Source organism: Comamonas brasiliensis (genome assembly GCF_018292285.1).
GTDB classification, from domain to species: domain Bacteria; phylum Pseudomonadota; class Gammaproteobacteria; order Burkholderiales; family Burkholderiaceae_C; genus Comamonas; species Comamonas brasiliensis.
Genome location: NZ_JAANES010000001.1, coordinates 1806233 through 1821346, shown reverse-complemented (window position 1 = coordinate 1821346; position 15114 = coordinate 1806233). Strand labels below are relative to the sequence as shown.

Below are 15114 nucleotides of genomic sequence, written 5' to 3'. Positions count from 1 at the left end.
GTGGCGGCGGGCAAGTGCCCAATGCAACGCTGGTCGTTGCCGCGCGCATGCCGGGGCTGCGGGTCCGATCCCTGGTGCATGTGCGCAAGGATCTGGTTGCTGCGGGCCGCATGCCCGGCCTTCGCTGCAGCGCGGTCGTGCGCTACGACACCGACACCCCCCGGCCCGTTGTGGCCGAGGTGGCCGCCAGCGCCCAGCAGGCCCAGCCTATGGCGCAGGGCTGGCTCTCCGGCTGGCAAGACACGGATGCACTGCCTGCGGGCTGGGTGTCGACCGCGCAAGATGCCATGCCCTTGCAAGAGCAGTTTGGCGCTGCCTGGCAGGACGGTCAGCGGCAAGGGGTGGCTCTGCAGGGGCGGTTTCAGCAGGCACGGCCTCTGCCTGGCGCATCAACGCAGGCACGCTGGCAAGAGGCCCAGGGCCTGCGCGTGAGCCTGCAGGCCTCGGCCCAGGATGCCGCACCCGTTCGGGCCGGTTGGGCAGTGCGGTTTCAGGAAAGCCTGCGCGACCGTCGCCGCATGGTCGAGGCAACGGCCCAGGATGCGATGGGCCTGCAGTACCAGCTCACCACGGGCGCAGGCCCATCGGTGCCGCTATACCGGGGATTTCAGGCGCGCTACCAGCAGGCCATGAAGCCGCCCACTGGCAAGTCGCAGACCAAGCCGCCAGAGCCGGAAAAGCCCGGCTGCTATGAGCAACTGGTGGGCGGCCCCATCAAATTACTGCTCTGCAAGCCCTGGGCCTTGTCGACCGCGCTGGTCTTTGCGTGCTGCAAGGATGGCGGGCCGCAGCCCGGCAAGGTCATCGTTCCCGTTCGAAAGGTTTACATCGTGCTCAATCAGATCATGCTCACGCGGCTGGATACCGGCGTCGAGCTACCTGCTCTGGCCTTCAATATGTCCCTGGACTTCCAGGGCTGGACATGGAACTGGACGGCCTCACTGCATAAGGATGCGGCTTTGCACCTGGGCCGTGATGCGGATGGCGACCCTGCGCAGTTCCTGGCCAACGTCAATGGCGTGCCCTTCAAGCTGCGCCTGGAGCGCACCAGCCGCGACCGCAGATTCTTGCCGCAGGAGCGCTGGTCTGTCTCAGGGCGCGGCTTGGCCGCAGTCCTGGCCGAGCCTTGGGCAAAGTCCATGTCCTTCGGCAGCCCGACTCAGACGTTGACAGCCCAGCAACTGGCTGCCGAAGTACTCAAGGTCAACGGCGTCTCCATTGGCTGGGGTATCGACTGGCAACTGCAGGACTGGCAAGTGCCTGCCGGAGCCTGGGCGCTGCAGGGCAGCTATGTCGACGCCATCAACGATATCGCGGCAGCGGCTGGCGGCTATGTGCAGCCTCATAACACTGACCAAGTGCTGCGCATCCTGCCCAAGTACCCCACGGCACCCTGGCATTGGGGTGATGTAGTGCCGGATTTTGAGATTCCAGGGGCAGCGGCAGAGGTCGAAGGCGCGGAATTTTTGGACAAGCCGGACTACAACCGGGTGTTTGTTGGAGGCATGAGCGCGGGTGTATTTGGCCCCATTACTCGGGCCGGGACCGCTGGCGATCTGATTGCGCCCCAGGTAACACACGCCTTGATCACGGACTCCACGGTGCACAGGCAGCGCGGCCTGATAGAGCTTGCCGACACAGGCCGCCAGGCGCGAGTGTCGCTATCGATGCAGGTACTGCCCGAGACCGGCGTGATCCTTCCGGGGCAGTTTGTTCGCTACGTAGGCCCGGAGACCGTGATGGGCATTGTTCGGTCGACATCGATCAGTTGGGCCGCCCCCAAGCTGCGTCAGACGCTGGAGGTTGAAACCCATGCCTAACCTCTACAAGCAGTTCATGGATCTGCAGTCGCCTAAGCCTTTGCTGGTGGGAACAGTGGCTTTTGTAGTAAACGGATTGGCGACGATCAATTTGCCAGGTGGAGGACGGCTGCAGGCGCGAGGCCCAGCGCAGGCTGGCCAGCGCGTGTTTGTGCGTGATGGAGTGATCGAGGGGGAGGCTTCGAGCCTCACCTATACAGAAGGGGAGGTGTAGCCACCAAAAAAGAACGGGCGACCTGGCCAGGTGCTACGAACACCCAGCCAAGCCCCAACCGCAGAACGGACCTGCAAGCTGGCAAGGCCCGCTCACCCTGTACAGAGCGCGCTGAGCCTACCAGAGTTTTAAAGGTTTAAAGGCTTGCAAATGGACGATATCCGCTGTGGCAACTGCCGCAAGAAGTTAGGCGAGGGCGTGTATGTGCGCCTGAGCATCAAGTGCCCCAGGTGTGGGGCCTTCAATCAGCTGAGTGCCGTGAGCACCGAACCAGAGCCCCCAGCTGGGCCAACAGCTGAAACAAATGACAAACCCAATCGTGCCCTGGATCGGAGGCAAACGCCGCCTGGTCGATCTGCTCCTGAAACGCTTTCCAGCCCATAGCTGTTACGTGGAAGTCTTCGCTGGTGGGGCGGCGGTTTACTTTGCCCGCCACCCCGCCGATGTCGAAGTTCTCAATGACGTCAACGGTGACCTGGTCAACCTCTACCGGGTGGTGACCCACCACCTGGAAGAGTTTGTGAGGCAATTTAAGTGGGCCTTGACCAGTAGGCAGGTCTTTAAATGGCTGCAAGAGACAAGGCCGGAAACCTTGACGGACATCCAGCGCGCTGCCCGGTTCTTTTACCTGCAGCAGCAGAGCTTTGGCGGGAAGGTGGCAGGCCAGACCTTTGGTACGGCGACCACGGCCCCGGCCATCAATCTGCTGCGGATCGAGGAGAACCTGTCGGCAGCCCATCTGCGAATGGCTGGAGGCACATACATCGAGCAGCTCGACTGGGCTACCTGTGTCGACCGCTATGACCGTGCCCACACGCTGTTCTACCTTGATCCTCCCTATTGGGAGACCGAGGGCTACGGCGTGCCGTTCGAGTGGGAGCAATACGAGCAGATGGCCACAAAGCTCAAGGAAATCAAAGGCAAGGCCGTCATCAGCATCAATGACCATCCAGCCATTCGGGACTGCTTCAAAGACTTTGAGATGGAGTCTTTAAAACTGGACTACACGGTTGGAGGTGGCGCGAACCGGGTCGAGCGTGGCGAGCTGGTGATTTACAGCTGGGCCAGGAGCGAGGAGCCTGCGGGGCTGTTCTGAGGAAGGTGTGGCGCATCCACGAAACAAAAAAAGTGGCCTCGAGGGCCACTTTTAGATTTCGAACTTGGAACGGTCTTGATCCTTGATCCAGTTCGGAGGCTTTCCTCGGCCAGTCCACGTTTGACCTGTGGCGGGGTCGCGGTATTTAGGAGCGACGGCACCAGTCTCGCGCTTTTGTTTTTGCTTGGCGGTAGGAAAAACGTCATCCTGCGTCAGACCGAAAGCGTCAATCAAGCTTCTGATTTGTTGCACGGCGCCTGCAACTTCGGCCTTGCGAGCGGCAGCAATCTGCTGCTCAAGAGCTTCGCGTTGTGCCAACAATTCCTTATACGAATTTGTACTCATTTAAAAGAAATCCTCTGTAAATATTTGTGCAAGCACTAAATTGGTGCACTCATACATGAGATACATCGCTTATGTAGCTGTGTCGCGTTTAGTCGAAGTGACTTCGAACATTGTGTCTTATTTTAGTTACCCAAATTTGAATTTTGGTTAAGAAAAAATGGACTCTGCGATTTGTAAGGCTGGGCTGGGACTCCACTTCCTAAGTGGTGCTTCATGGTGGAGGAGGGGAGGCATGATCGACCGTATTTGGCCAATAACAGTCGGTCCCGGCAGATGGAAGCAGATGCCCAACGTCCTAGCTAAACGACCTAGAAAGTCAGGCTACTAGGCCCGTGAACGGTGCCGTTGTGCATTCGATGGAATGCATAATTGGGTTGAAGCATCCGAGGATGTCATAACCATATGGCGTGGAACGCATTATTGCGGGATTTTATCAAAATAGATTTACAAAACTGATAATCGTCGACCAAGCCAGCTCAAGCAAAGCCCAAGCAGAAAATAATCCGTTAACCACAAGAAAAAGCGCGCTAACGATAATCACTAGAACGATGATTTGCACAGCCTTCATACTGTGAGCCTCCCGAAAAAACCAATTCTATGGCTCATCTTAGGTTGGTTATGTACTGCCCTCTCTGGGGCGAACTTCGACTGTCGCTATCCGGCCAAAAGCAGTTCTTGGTCGTAGTTAGTAGCAAGTGGAAATTAATCCGCCTTACCCGCCGCAGTACATGAGCGTGTTACATACGACGACTTGATTGAATGTAATGGTCAGGAGAACACAAGACAACGCAGCCATGGTTGCGGCAAGCGTTCCTAGTTCAGGTTCACGATTTTGAATGTATAGGGCAACCCCTGCACCAGCTAGTGCACTTGGCAGAGTCAGAACATAGCCCAGCCATACCATAGAGTCTGGATGCACACGTGTAAGTGCCCAGGTGCCGAACCCAGCCAAATAAATGCTCATCCCGAAAGCAATACCTGCAATAACGGCAGGACGGGGTTTGCACATAGAAGCCAGCGCGAGCACAGCAAGGTGCGGCCCCCAGTACCAGGCCATGTTGCCGAAAACGTAGTTCTTAGGGGAGAGCAGGAAGGCCACAGCTAAACCTGAGATGCATGCAGCCACTGCGATATAGCGCTCAATGCGGCGAGGGGTTTCAAGAGGCATGTGGCTCCCACCTGTACGGCTTACTTATCTAGTGTTCGGAAACAATCGCATCTCCCCCTTGCCTTGGAAAGAAGATTCAGCTCAAGTGCATTTCCGCAGTCCGGTAGGGAGCGTGATTCAATACTGGAATGTCTGCAACGGGTCGATTGCAGCCTTGCTTTCGGCGCTCAAAAGGGTGCTGGCGAACATTCGACGCTTGATGGGCCTGGTCCGAAATAGACAAGGCCCCCTCACTGGTGAATACAAGCAGCAACCCTTGATGTTCCTTTTCTGTGATGTAGTCACTTGCTTTGCCAGGCAGGATGCGCTCATTGGAAAAGCCATATCGGCCTGGCGTGCGCAGCAGAGTGGGGTGGCTGTCAGCAGTCGAAGTCACAGCTCCACTCTTGCGCATACCAAGCGCCGTCTACATATTCCAGGCCGCTGAACTTGATGGTTCCCGAACCCATGTACGTTATGCGTGGCTCAAAGAGCTTTCTGCGCTTTGCAGGCAAAGCGCTGCTGCCATCAAGAATGTGCAGAACAGGCACTGTGCGCTCATCAGATGAGCTGGGGTGCTCGTGATAAAGGCAGATCGAGCCAGACGCTTTGTTGGCGATTCCTATCGGAACTTTCAGGCGTCCGAACTCGCGCAGGATCAAAATTTTGGCATTCATCACTGTATATTTATACAGTAATTTTGAGCGCAGCTTGTTAGCGGATGCTTGCGCTAACAGGCATACGTCAAAAGCACGACGCTTGCCACAGAAGAGCTTTGTCGAAGACGAAGAGTGATGGCCAGTGATCCGCAGTCTTATATGGATCAGTGAGCGATTGATATGAAGCAAAGCAACACTTGTGGTGAAGTAATGCTTGCCAATCTGTCAGCCTTGGTGCCAAAGCCTGTGCTACTTTGTGCCAAAGCTCGCGCAAATTTGTGCCAAAGGCCGCGCAACGCAACTCTCTCTTTCGCAACCTTCATGACGGCGATGGCCGCAGAATGACTGCAGGATCCGATATTTTTACATGGTCGAAAACACGGCGAAAAGGCTGGTTTCCCTATGAAAACAGCTGATGAAAGTTGAGCTAAATCCCTGAGTCTTGTACAAGACTTAAAAAAACCGGCCCGGTTGCGCGTAGAATTTTGTATTGTGGGAACGCATTGCATCAAGAAAGTGTCGTCCCGCTGTGTCAGGCCCCATTGCGCAAGCCCGGGATGCAGGCCCAAGGCACCTTTCCCCCTTTTTTCACAACCTGAGACAAGAGATGAGTACGCAGCAACCCACCATCATCTACACATTGACTGACGAGGCTCCTCGCCTGGCTACCAGCGCATTCCTGCCCGTGATCCGTGCTTTCGCAGCACCGGCCGGCATCAATGTGGAAACCAGCGACATCTCGTTGGCAGGCCGTATCCTGGGCGAGTTCCCCGAGTTTCTGACGGAAGAACAACGCGTTCCCAACAATCTGGCCGATCTGGGCAAGCTGACGCTGACCCCCGAAGCCAACATCATCAAGCTGCCCAATATCTCCGCTTCCGTGGGCCAGCTGACTGCCGCCATCAAGGAGCTGCAGTTCAAGGGTTACAAGATTCCCAATCTGCCTGAGAACCCCACTACGGACGAAGAAAAAGACATCAAGGCGCGCTACAGCAAGTGCCTGGGCTCGGCCGTGAACCCCGTGCTGCGCGAAGGCAACTCCGACCGCCGCGCGCCTGCTGCGGTGAAGAACTACGCCAAGAAGCACCCCCACTCCATGGGTGAGTGGAAGCAGTGGTCGCAGACGCATGTCTCGCACATGAGCGAAGGCGACTTCTACCACGGCGAAAAGTCCATGACCCTGGACAAGGCCCGTGACGTGAAGATGGTGCTGGAGACCAAGTCCGGCAAGAGCATCGTGCTCAAGGAAAAGGTCAAGCTGCAGGACGCAGAAGTGATCGACTCCATGTTCATGAGCAAGAAGGCCCTGTGCGCCTTCTACGAGAAGGAAATCGAGGACTGCAAGGAGTCCGGCATTCTGTTCTCGCTGCACGTGAAGGCCACGATGATGAAGGTGTCCCACCCCATCGTGTTCGGTCACTGCGTGAAGATCTTCTACAAGGAAGCCTTCGAGAAGCACGGCAAGCTGTTCGACGAACTGGGCGTGAACGTGAACAACGGCATGGCCAATCTGTACGAGAAGATCGAGACTCTGCCCGCTTCGCAGCGCGAAGAGATCATTCGTGATCTGCACAAGTGCCAGGAAGATCGTCCCCGTCTGGCCATGGTCGATTCCGCCAAGGGCATCACCAACTTCCACTCGCCCAACGACGTGATCGTCGATGCCTCCATGCCCGCCATGATCCGCGTGGGCGGCAAGATGTGGGCTGCCGACGGCAAGCCTTACGACTGCAAGGCCGTGATGCCCGAGTCCACCTTTGCCCGTATCTACCAGGAAGTTATCAACTTCTGCAAGTGGCACGGCAACTTCGACCCCAAGACCATGGGCACCGTGCCCAACGTGGGTCTGATGGCGCAGAAGGCCGAAGAGTACGGTTCGCACGACAAGACTTTCGAGATCGCTGAAGACGGCGTGGCCAACATCGTGGACATCGCCACCGGCGAAGTGCTGATGAGCCAGAACGTGGAAGAGGGCGATATCTGGCGCATGTGCCAGGTCAAGGACGCTCCCATCCGCGACTGGGTGAAGCTGGCCGTGACCCGTGCCCGCAACTCCGGCATGCCTGCCGTGTTCTGGCTGGACCCCTATCGTCCCCATGAAGCCGAGCTGATCAAGAAGGTGCAGACCTATCTGAAGGACTACGACACCAACGGTCTCGAAATCCACATCCTCTCGCAAGTGCGAGCCATGCGCTACACGCTGGAGCGCGTGGCCCGTGGTCTGGACACCATCTCGGTGACCGGCAACATTCTGCGCGACTACCTGACCGACCTGTTCCCCATCCTGGAACTGGGCACCTCGGCCAAGATGCTGTCCATCGTGCCTCTGATGGCCGGTGGCGGCATGTACGAAACCGGTGCCGGTGGCTCCGCTCCCAAGCATGTGCAGCAACTGGTGGAAGAAAACCACCTGCGCTGGGACTCGCTGGGTGAATTCCTGGCCCTGGCCGTCTCCTTCGAGGACCTGGGCATCAAGGAAAACAATGCCCGCGCCAAGCTGCTGGCCAAGACCCTGGACGAGGCCACAGGCAAGCTGCTGGACCTGAACAAGTCGCCTTCGCGCCGTACCGGCGAGCTGGACAACCGTGGTTCGCAGTTCTACATCGCTCAGTTCTGGGCTCAGGCTCTGGCCGCTCAGACCGAAGATGCAGAATTGGCTGCCAAGTTCGCGCCTCTGGCCAAGAGCCTGGCCGAGAACGAAGCCAAGATCCTGGGCGAGTTCAAGGAAGTGCAAGGCAAGGCTGCCGATATCGGCGGTTACTACATGCCCGACGTGGCCAAGATGGACGCCATCATGCGCCCCAGCGCGACCTTCAACGCCGCCATCGCGTCGGCGTAAGTCGGCTTGTCTGGCAGGGCGGGTGACCCCGCCTGCGCGCAGGCATTGACCCATAAAAAGCCGGTCGACCTGAAAAGGTCGCCGGCTTTTTTGTGTCCGGTCTCCGTAGTTGCTATATAAATAGAAGCTGCCTGTGCATGATGTATAAGCGCTATAGCTTGATTTGATCCGAATTTATGAAAGGCGCTCCATGCCGCTGTATCAGTGTCCGTGCTGCGACTATTTCTCGCTGGATGAGCGTGGCGAGTACAGCATCTGCAGCGTCTGCTTCTGGGAAGACAGCGGTTGGGATGTGGACTGCCCGGATGAATACTCCGGCCCCAACCATATGACGCTGCGCGAAGGTCGGCGCAACTTTCAGTACTTTGGTGCCTGCGATTACCGAATGCTCAAGAGCGTGCTCCCACCGGCAGCGCGCAACCGCTATCGGCATGGACCGCGCGTTCTGCGCAAAGTGGCATCAATCCGCGTGGGGCAGTGATTGCCGTGCCTCGTCAACCCAGCGCAGAAATCGTATGCCTGGGTGTTGGTGCAACAGCGGGTAGCGTTGGCGGTGGTAGCAGTCCCAGTAACTGGCGGCTTGCTGCTTGCAGGCAGTCACAAAATCGGGGTTTTCGGCAGCAAAACGCCCGTAGTTGTGTGGCGATAGCCTATGGGTCTGGGCTGTCAGATGCTCGGAAATTTCCAGTACATACTCGCCAGCCGCGCGGACCACAAACGGCAGCACCCAGTCGCAGCCATGCGCCAGCAGCTGGCGCAGACAGGTTTCGCGCACATGGCCGTTGGCGTGGCGGCTGCCCAGGCACAGGGCCAGTTGGTGTGTGGGGCCGCTGCTGTCTTGAATGCATTGCTGCAGCTCACGTTCGTCGTAGTACACGCGGTAGGGTGCATGCAGCAATTCGCCATCAATCCTTGCCGTGAAGCCGGGGCAGGACTCAAGCGCTTGCGATTTTTCCAATCTCCGCAGCAGTGCAACGGCGATATCGCTCAGTGCCTGTGGAAACCGCGGCTGGTAGAGCACGAAGGATGCGGATTCTGGCGGTGCTTAGCGACTGAAGGGTGCACCACCCAGCTTGGTGCCGGCCTTGATGCCGCGCTTGGTGAACCAGCCCTGGTTCATCTCCAGCACATAGCGCACGGGCTTGGCCGAGCAGTGAGAGTCTTCGCTCATGGGCTTCATGTCGGCCAGATTGACGATGGTGCCGTCATCGGCCACAAAGGCCGCCGTCAGCGGCAGGATGGTGTTGCGCATCCAGAAGCACTGCACGCCGGGCACCTCGAAGACAAAGAGCATGCCTTCCTGCTGCGGCATTTCCTTGCGGAACATGAGACCGATTTCGCGCTGCTGCGGCGTGATGGCCAGTTGGGTATCGATGCGGTACATGCCGGCCGTCAGGTCGATGCGGCGCAGATTCATCTGTGGCTGACCTTCGTCGCGGGCCATGGCGGGGCTGCCGAACAGGCCCAGCAGGGCGGTACAGGCCAGGGCCAGCAGCGGAGCGCGCCAGCCGGATTGTTGGGGTGTCTTGGTGGAGAGGGTCTTCATGAGCCTTGCTTGCCAAACAGGAAGTCGGAAGTCGCAAGCCTATAGCAATCCGGGCGGGTTGCGGTGCAAATCCGCGTCATGGAGATGCGGCCGTAGCCGGTCTGCAAAATGCGGGGCCTGCAGAACTTGCGGTCCGGCAGGCCCTGGGGCGAGTCAGATCCGGCGGTCAAGGCCATGGGCCTCGATGCCCCCGGGCTACTTTCAGCGGGCGATCAGGCGGGCTTGTGCATCTTCTTGGTGCTGTGCTGCATATGATGCTTTTTGGCCGGCTTGGCCTTCATATGCTTGACGGTAGGTGCCGCTGCTGCTGCGGCAGGGGTGGCAGGCTGCGCCGGCGTGGTGGCTTGAGCAAAGGCGCCAGCAGCGAACGAACCAGCAATCAGGACAGCGAGTAGTTTTTTCATGGATGCCAATTTCCCAAATATGCGGCAATGCCAGGTTTCAGGTTGAAGTGTGGAGCAGCCCATCTGCCTCCACAACCTCTCAACGGCAGCCCTGTGCCGCCGTTGACAGATTTTTATGCGGCATTTCTTAAAATTTGCTGAGTTCAAGGTGCCAAAATCGGGGGCAAGAAGCAGCACCAAAAAGGTGCGCCACCGCGCAGTATTCAAGACTAGGAGATTCCACAGCATGAGCAAGTCCCAGCACATCCAGGTTCCGCCGCAGGGTGAGAAGATCAGCATCAATGCGGACAAGACACTGAATGTTCCGAATCAACCCATCATCCCGTTCATCGAAGGCGATGGTGTCGGCGTCGATGTGACGCCGGTGATGCGCAAGGTGGCTGACGCTGCCGTGGCCAAGGCCTATGGCAGCCAGCGCAAGATTGCCTGGATGGAGGTGTATGCAGGCGAGAAGGCCACGCGCATCTACGGCCCCGATGTCTGGCTGCCCGAGGAAACCGTGGCCGCCGTGCGCGACTATGCCGTGTCCATCAAGGGCCCGCTGACCACGCCCGTGGGCGGCGGCATCCGTTCGCTGAACGTGGCGCTGCGCCAGGAGCTGGACCTGTATGTCTGCCTGCGCCCCGTGCAGTATTTCAAGGGCGTGCCTTCGCCGCTCAAGGAGCCCGAGAAGACGAATATGGTGATCTTCCGCGAGAACTCGGAGGACATCTACGCGGGCATCGAATACGCGGCCGGCAGCGAGAAAGCGAAAAAGCTCATCGACTTCCTGGCCAAGGAAATGGGCGCCAACAAGATCCGCTTTCCCGAAACCTCGGGCATCGGCATCAAGCCCGTCTCGCGCGAGGGCACGGAGCGCCTGGTGCGCAAGGCCATCCAGTACGCCATCGACAACAACAAGCCCAGCGTGACCCTGGTTCACAAGGGCAACATCATGAAGTACACGGAAGGCGCTTTCCGTGACTGGGGCTACGCGCTGGCGCAGCGCGAGTTCGGTGCCGAGTTGATCGACGGCGGCCCCTGGTGCCGCATCAAGCACCCGAAGACGGGCAAGGACATCATCATCAAGGACTCGATCACCGACGCCTTTTTGCAGCAGATTCTGATGCGTCCGGCCGAGTACTCGGTGGTCGCCACGCTCAATCTCAATGGCGACTACATCTCCGATGCGCTGGCCGCGCAGGTGGGCGGCATCGGCATTGCTCCCGGTGCCAACCTGTCCGAGAGCATTGCCTGCTTTGAAGCCACCCACGGCACGGCGCCGCGCTATGCGGGCAAGGATTATGTGAATCCGGGCTCCATGATCCTGTGCGCCGAGATGATGCTGCGCCACATGGGCTGGCGCGAGGCTGCAGACCTGATCGTCGAGTCGCTGGAAAAAGCCATTCAGAGCAAGCATGTGACCTATGACTTCGCCCGTCTGATGGACGGTGCGACCCAGGTGTCCTGCTCAGGCTTCGGGGATGTGGTGATCTCGATGATGGACTGAGCCGCGCTGCCTGCCCGGCAGCTGCAAGAGTTGCCGGCACTGCGATCTCAGCGGCCGCACCGTCTCCACGGTGCGGCTTTTTTCTGTGCCCCTGACCTGGCGCTTGTAGTCCTTAGTCTGGCGTGCAAAGCCTCGAAAGTATGTCGATGTGTATCGGCATTAAAGCGTGCAATACACAAATGGCAATTAATTTCAGGTGAGGCTATGGCTCCTTCATCCAATGACGGGCGCTGGTACTGGCTTGTGGTGGGGCTGCTGATGCTGCTGATGGGTCTGTACATGACCATAGGCGGCGGCATTCTGCTCGGCAAGGGAGGCAGCTGGTACTTTGTGTTGATGGGGCTGGCGCTGCTGGTCTCGGCGGCATTGCTGCTGGCGCGGCGCAGGGCCGGTGCCCATCTCTATGCGCTGGCCTTTGTGCTGACCCTGGTATGGGCCTGGTGGGATGCGGGCTGGGAGTTCTGGCCGCTGGTTTCGCGCCTGATGGTGTTTGCCGTGCTGGGCCTGCTCGTGGCCCTGGGCTATGCACAGCTTGAAGCGGGCAAGCTGGTCATGAACGACTATGGCCGCCTGGGCGCCGCCGTGTCGGTGGTGGTGCTGGGCCTGGCCATCGTCGCGACGGCCGTCAGTGCCTTCTCGCCCAAGGGCGTGATCGCCCCCGAGGTCACCGAGCTGCCATCGCTCGGCTCCATGGAGATCAAGGCCTCGGACTGGACGGACTGGGGGCAGGGCCCCGCAGGCCAGCGCTTCGCAGCCGTCGAGCAGATCAGCCGCAACAATGTCGACAAGCTGGCCGTGGCCTGGACGGCACGCACCGGCGATGCGCCCCAGAGCACGGGCTCGGGGGCCGAAGACCAGAACACGCCGCAGCAGATCGGGGACCGCCTGTATGTCTGCACGGCCTACGGCAAGGTTCTGGCGCTGGATGTGGACACGGGCGAGGAGAAGTGGAAATTCGACCCCGAGGCCAGGTCGCCCAACTGGCAGCGCTGCCGGGGCCTGGCCTACTTTGACGGCAACGAGGCCGCGCTCAGGGCATCGGGCGCGTCCGGCAGGTCCGGCGATGTCGCTCCGGGCTGCCGACGCCGGCTGTTTCTGCCCACCATCGATGCGCGGCTGATTGCGCTCGATCCCGATTCGGGCAAGCCATGCACCGACTTCGGCAAGGACGGTGTGCTGGATCTGACCCAGGGCATGGGCGAGGTCAAGCAGGGCTGGTATCAGCAGACCTCGGCACCGCTGGTGGCCGAGAACCTGGTGATCGTGGGCGGCCGCGTGGCCGACAATTTCTCGACCGACGAGCCCTCGGGCGTGGTGCGCGCTTTTGATGTGCTCAGCGGCAAGCTGGTCTGGGCCTGGGACCCGGGCAATCCCGAGATCACCGGGCAGCCGCCGCAGGGGCAGACCTATACACGCAACTCGCCCAATGTCTGGGGCGGCATGTCCTACGACGCCAGATTGGGCCTGGCCTATCTGGGCACGGGCAATGCGACGCCGGACTTCTATGCGGCCCAGCGCACGCCGGAGATGGAGAAGAACAGCTCCGCCATCGTGGCCATGGACATCAGGACCGGCAAGCCGCGCTGGCTCTACCAGACCGTGCACCACGATCTGTGGGACTTCGACATTCCGTCCCAGCCCGCTTTGGTCGATGTGACCAATGCCCAGGGCGGGGTGGACCCCGCGCTGCTGCAGGTGACCAAGCAGGGCATGATCTTCATGCTCAACCGCGAGACCGGCGAGCCTCTGGCAGAGGTGCAGGAGCTGCCCGTGCCGCAAGGCCATGTACCCGGCGAGCGCTATGCGCCGACCCAGCCGCATTCCACGGGCATGCCCAATATCGGCAACCAGACCCTGAAGGAGTCCGATATGTGGGGCGCCACGCCCTTCGATCAGCTGCTGTGCCGCATCGCTTTCAAGGACATGGATCATCAGGGCGTGTTCACGCCGCCGGGCATGGGGCCGACGCTGCAGTTTCCGGGTTCGCTGGGCGGCATGAACTGGGGCAGCGTCTCCATAGACCCGATCACCCAGACCATGTTCGTCAACGATATGCGTCTGGGCCTGGCGAACTACATGATTGCACGCGCCGATATGAAGCCCGGCGCCAGCGGCATCGAGATGGGGGCCGTGCCCCAGGAAGGCACGCCGTTTGGGGCCATGCGCCAGCGCTTTCTGTCGCCGCTGGGCATTCCCTGCCAGAAGCCGCCTTTCGGCAGCATGACGGCCGTGGATCTGAAATCGCGCCAGATCAAGTGGCAGGTGCCCGTGGGCACGGTGCGCGACACCGGCCCTCTGGGCATTCCCATGTGGCTGACCATTCCCATCGGCATGCCCACGCTGGGGCCCTCCATGGTCACCAAGTCGGGGCTGGTGTTCTTCGCGGGCACGCAGGACTTCTATCTGCGTGCCTTCGACAGCGCCAACGGCAAGGAGATCTGGCGCTCGCGCCTGCCCGTGGGCAGCCAGGGCGGGCCGATGAGCTATGTCTCGCCCCGAACCGGCAGGCAGTATGTGGTGATCACCGCCGGTGGCGCACGCCAGTCGCCCAAGCGCGGTGACTATGTGATCGCCTATGCCCTGCCGCAATAGCGAAGGCAATAGCGACAGGGTGCGGAGTTGTCGGCAGAGGGATTAAAAAATATAGCTGCTTGCGCTTTATAGATAAGGAATTCAGGTTGAATAATGCCTGAATTCTTTAAATAACAAGCGTTGTAAGCTATGAATAAAAGAGTATCTGCCGTGCAGGCGTGTGCCGCGCTGGCCGCGCCGCTCAGCGCGGTGGCAGCTCGCAGCCGTCGGGGCCGCAACTGGGGTCGCCACTGGCGTCGGTATCGCCGGCCTGCTGCTGGTTGAGCTCGGCAATCTGCTCGGCCCAGTCGGCCAGCTGCTGCTTCCAGCCGTCGACATCGCCCAGCCATTCGCCGATCTCGATGCGCTGCACGGCGCGTTGGCCAGCCTGCTCGGGGTGGTCGAACTCCAGCGCCAGGGTGGGGAAGCCCTGGCCCTGCACCATGCCCAGCCATTCGCGGCTTTCGGCAATATGCTTTTGCGTGGCCGCGCCGCTTTGCTCGGCGTAGGCCGCGTCATAGGCCGCGCTGTCCAGACCGATGCCGGCTGCCAGTTCGCGCAGCACGGCGGGCTCGCTGATGCGGCGGCCCTCCACGTAATGGGCTTTCTGCTCGGCAGCCAGCATCTCCAGGCCCTTGCCGGCCAGCGCTTCGGCGGCCAGCAGGGCCGTGGTCGGGGGCTCGGAATCCAGCGGCGCGCCGATGTCATTGAGCAGGCCGTTGAGATAGGCATCGCCAAAAGGCTGGCCCGTCATCTCGGCAATGCGCTGGTCGCTGGGCATGACTTTGTCACGCCAGTCTGCGGTGATGGTGCGCGCGTGAGCGCCGGTCAGCATGCCGCCGGCATGCCATTGCACGGCGATGCCGGGCACTTCGCGCGCGGCCTTGACCAGCGGGGCGGCGGCATAGCACCAGCCGCACAGGGGATCGAAAATATAGTGCAGCACCAGAGCGGGCAGCTGGGATGTGTTCATGGTTGGGCGAC

At 60.0% G+C, this 15114-nt stretch carries 16 protein-coding genes; 8 read left to right on the top strand and 8 right to left on the bottom strand.

Annotated features, from left to right (window positions below; translation table 11 throughout):
* The 4 genes from DJFAAGMI_RS08280 to DJFAAGMI_RS08265 all read left to right on the top strand — a co-directional run.
* A partial coding sequence (locus DJFAAGMI_RS08280; RefSeq protein WP_249333929.1) for a hypothetical protein occupies positions 1-1820 on the top strand: 1820 nt, incomplete at its 5' end.
* A complete protein-coding gene (locus DJFAAGMI_RS08275) occupies positions 1813-2034 on the top strand; it encodes a hypothetical protein (protein WP_211456668.1) in 222 nt (73 codons plus the stop codon). The genes DJFAAGMI_RS08280 and DJFAAGMI_RS08275, both read left to right, overlap by 8 nt.
* Positions 2035-2184: 150 nt before the next feature.
* Positions 2185-2418: a Com family DNA-binding transcriptional regulator gene (locus DJFAAGMI_RS08270; protein WP_211456667.1), complete on the top strand. Its 234-nt coding sequence runs from the start codon at positions 2185-2187 to the stop codon at positions 2416-2418.
* Complete coding sequence (locus DJFAAGMI_RS08265) at positions 2339-3130, top strand: DNA adenine methylase (protein WP_211456666.1); 792 nt, start codon at positions 2339-2341, stop codon at positions 3128-3130. Before DJFAAGMI_RS08270 ends, DJFAAGMI_RS08265 begins: the two co-directional genes overlap by 80 nt.
* Positions 3131-3181: 51 nt before the next feature.
* Here the strand turns inward: DJFAAGMI_RS08265 and DJFAAGMI_RS08260 are convergent, their stop codons facing one another.
* The 4 genes from DJFAAGMI_RS08260 to DJFAAGMI_RS08245 form a co-directional block, all read right to left on the bottom strand.
* The gene (locus DJFAAGMI_RS08260) at positions 3182-3475 is read right to left on the bottom strand and encodes an H-NS histone family protein (RefSeq protein ID WP_211456665.1); all 294 of its coding nucleotides are present in this window, start codon (positions 3473-3475) and stop codon (positions 3182-3184) included.
* Positions 3476-4187: 712 nt separating this feature from the next.
* Positions 4188-4643, bottom strand: coding sequence for a hypothetical protein (locus tag DJFAAGMI_RS08255; RefSeq protein ID WP_211456664.1), 456 nt, complete (start codon positions 4641-4643; stop codon positions 4188-4190).
* A gap of 76 nt (positions 4644-4719) precedes the next feature.
* Positions 4720-5019 carry a hypothetical protein gene (locus DJFAAGMI_RS08250; RefSeq protein WP_249333927.1) on the bottom strand — a complete coding sequence of 100 codons (300 nt, stop codon included), beginning with the start codon at positions 5017-5019 and terminating at the stop codon, positions 4720-4722.
* Positions 5003-5299 (bottom strand): hypothetical protein, encoded by a 297-nt coding sequence (locus DJFAAGMI_RS08245; RefSeq protein WP_211456663.1) that lies wholly within the window; start codon positions 5297-5299, stop codon positions 5003-5005. The genes DJFAAGMI_RS08250 and DJFAAGMI_RS08245 overlap by 17 nt, the downstream gene beginning before the upstream one ends.
* A 589-nt stretch (positions 5300-5888) precedes the next feature.
* On the opposite strand from DJFAAGMI_RS08245, the gene DJFAAGMI_RS08240 reads away from it, so the two are divergent.
* Both DJFAAGMI_RS08240 and DJFAAGMI_RS08235 read left to right on the top strand, forming a co-directional pair.
* Positions 5889-8120 carry an NADP-dependent isocitrate dehydrogenase gene (locus tag DJFAAGMI_RS08240; protein ID WP_211456662.1) on the top strand — a complete coding sequence of 744 codons (2232 nt, stop codon included), beginning with the start codon at positions 5889-5891 and terminating at the stop codon, positions 8118-8120.
* 190 nt (positions 8121-8310) lie between these two features.
* On the top strand, positions 8311-8601 hold the full coding sequence (locus DJFAAGMI_RS08235) for a CPCC family cysteine-rich protein (RefSeq protein ID WP_211456661.1): 291 nt from the start codon (positions 8311-8313) through the stop codon (positions 8599-8601).
* On the opposite strand, the gene DJFAAGMI_RS08230 is transcribed toward DJFAAGMI_RS08235, so the two are convergent.
* The 3 genes from DJFAAGMI_RS08230 to DJFAAGMI_RS25250 all read right to left on the bottom strand — a co-directional run bounded on the left by DJFAAGMI_RS08230 (position 8581) and on the right by DJFAAGMI_RS25250 (position 10298).
* Positions 8581-9018 carry a hypothetical protein gene (locus tag DJFAAGMI_RS08230; protein WP_249333925.1) on the bottom strand — a complete coding sequence of 146 codons (438 nt, stop codon included), beginning with the start codon at positions 9016-9018 and terminating at the stop codon, positions 8581-8583. The genes DJFAAGMI_RS08235 and DJFAAGMI_RS08230 overlap by 21 nt on opposite strands.
* A gap of 147 nt (positions 9019-9165) precedes the next feature.
* Positions 9166-9666, bottom strand: a complete 501-nt coding sequence (locus DJFAAGMI_RS08225; RefSeq protein ID WP_211456659.1) for a DUF192 domain-containing protein — start codon at positions 9664-9666, stop codon at positions 9166-9168.
* Between the two features lie 212 nt (positions 9667-9878).
* On the bottom strand, positions 9879-10298 hold the full coding sequence (locus tag DJFAAGMI_RS25250; protein WP_419095597.1) for a hypothetical protein: 420 nt from the start codon (positions 10296-10298) through the stop codon (positions 9879-9881).
* Between DJFAAGMI_RS25250 and icd the strand changes: the two genes are divergently transcribed.
* Together icd and DJFAAGMI_RS08210 are read left to right on the top strand one after the other, a co-directional pair.
* Entirely contained in the window at positions 10297-11559 is a 1263-nt protein-coding gene (gene icd, locus DJFAAGMI_RS08215) for an NADP-dependent isocitrate dehydrogenase (protein WP_211456658.1), read from the top strand. The genes DJFAAGMI_RS25250 and icd overlap by 2 nt on opposite strands.
* 204 nt (positions 11560-11763) lie before the next feature.
* Positions 11764-14151 carry a membrane-bound PQQ-dependent dehydrogenase, glucose/quinate/shikimate family gene (locus tag DJFAAGMI_RS08210; RefSeq protein WP_211456657.1) on the top strand — a complete coding sequence of 796 codons (2388 nt, stop codon included), beginning with the start codon at positions 11764-11766 and terminating at the stop codon, positions 14149-14151.
* 181 nt (positions 14152-14332) lie between these two features.
* Here the strand turns inward: DJFAAGMI_RS08210 and DJFAAGMI_RS08205 are convergent, their stop codons facing one another.
* Positions 14333-15103, bottom strand: a complete 771-nt coding sequence (locus tag DJFAAGMI_RS08205) for a DsbA family protein (RefSeq protein ID WP_211456656.1) — start codon at positions 15101-15103, stop codon at positions 14333-14335.
* Between the last annotated feature and the right edge of the window lie 11 nt (positions 15104-15114).

Bases quoted from the DNA above. Each gene is read 5' to 3' on its own strand.
- DJFAAGMI_RS08275 (WP_211456668.1), top strand. From the start codon at position 1,813: ATGCCTAACCTCTACAAGCAGTTCATGGATCTGCAGTCGCCTAAGCCT.
- DJFAAGMI_RS08270 (WP_211456667.1), top strand. From the start codon at position 2,185: ATGGACGATATCCGCTGTGGCAACTGCCGCAAGAAGTTAGGCGAGGGC.
- DJFAAGMI_RS08265 (WP_211456666.1), top strand. From the start codon at position 2,339: ATGACAAACCCAATCGTGCCCTGGATCGGAGGCAAACGCCGCCTGGTC.
- DJFAAGMI_RS08260 (WP_211456665.1), bottom strand. From the start codon at position 3,475: ATGAGTACAAATTCGTATAAGGAATTGTTGGCACAACGCGAAGCTCTT.
- DJFAAGMI_RS08255 (WP_211456664.1), bottom strand. From the start codon at position 4,643: ATGCCTCTTGAAACCCCTCGCCGCATTGAGCGCTATATCGCAGTGGCT.
- DJFAAGMI_RS08245 (WP_211456663.1), bottom strand. From the start codon at position 5,299: ATGAATGCCAAAATTTTGATCCTGCGCGAGTTCGGACGCCTGAAAGTT.
- DJFAAGMI_RS08240 (WP_211456662.1), top strand. From the start codon at position 5,889: ATGAGTACGCAGCAACCCACCATCATCTACACATTGACTGACGAGGCT.
- DJFAAGMI_RS08235 (WP_211456661.1), top strand. From the start codon at position 8,311: ATGCCGCTGTATCAGTGTCCGTGCTGCGACTATTTCTCGCTGGATGAG.
- DJFAAGMI_RS08225 (WP_211456659.1), bottom strand. From the start codon at position 9,666: ATGAAGACCCTCTCCACCAAGACACCCCAACAATCCGGCTGGCGCGCT.
- icd (WP_211456658.1), top strand. From the start codon at position 10,297: ATGAGCAAGTCCCAGCACATCCAGGTTCCGCCGCAGGGTGAGAAGATC.
- DJFAAGMI_RS25250 (WP_419095597.1), bottom strand. From the start codon at position 10,298: ATGCTGTGGAATCTCCTAGTCTTGAATACTGCGCGGTGGCGCACCTTT.
- DJFAAGMI_RS08210 (WP_211456657.1), top strand. From the start codon at position 11,764: ATGGCTCCTTCATCCAATGACGGGCGCTGGTACTGGCTTGTGGTGGGG.
- DJFAAGMI_RS08205 (WP_211456656.1), bottom strand. From the start codon at position 15,103: ATGAACACATCCCAGCTGCCCGCTCTGGTGCTGCACTATATTTTCGAT.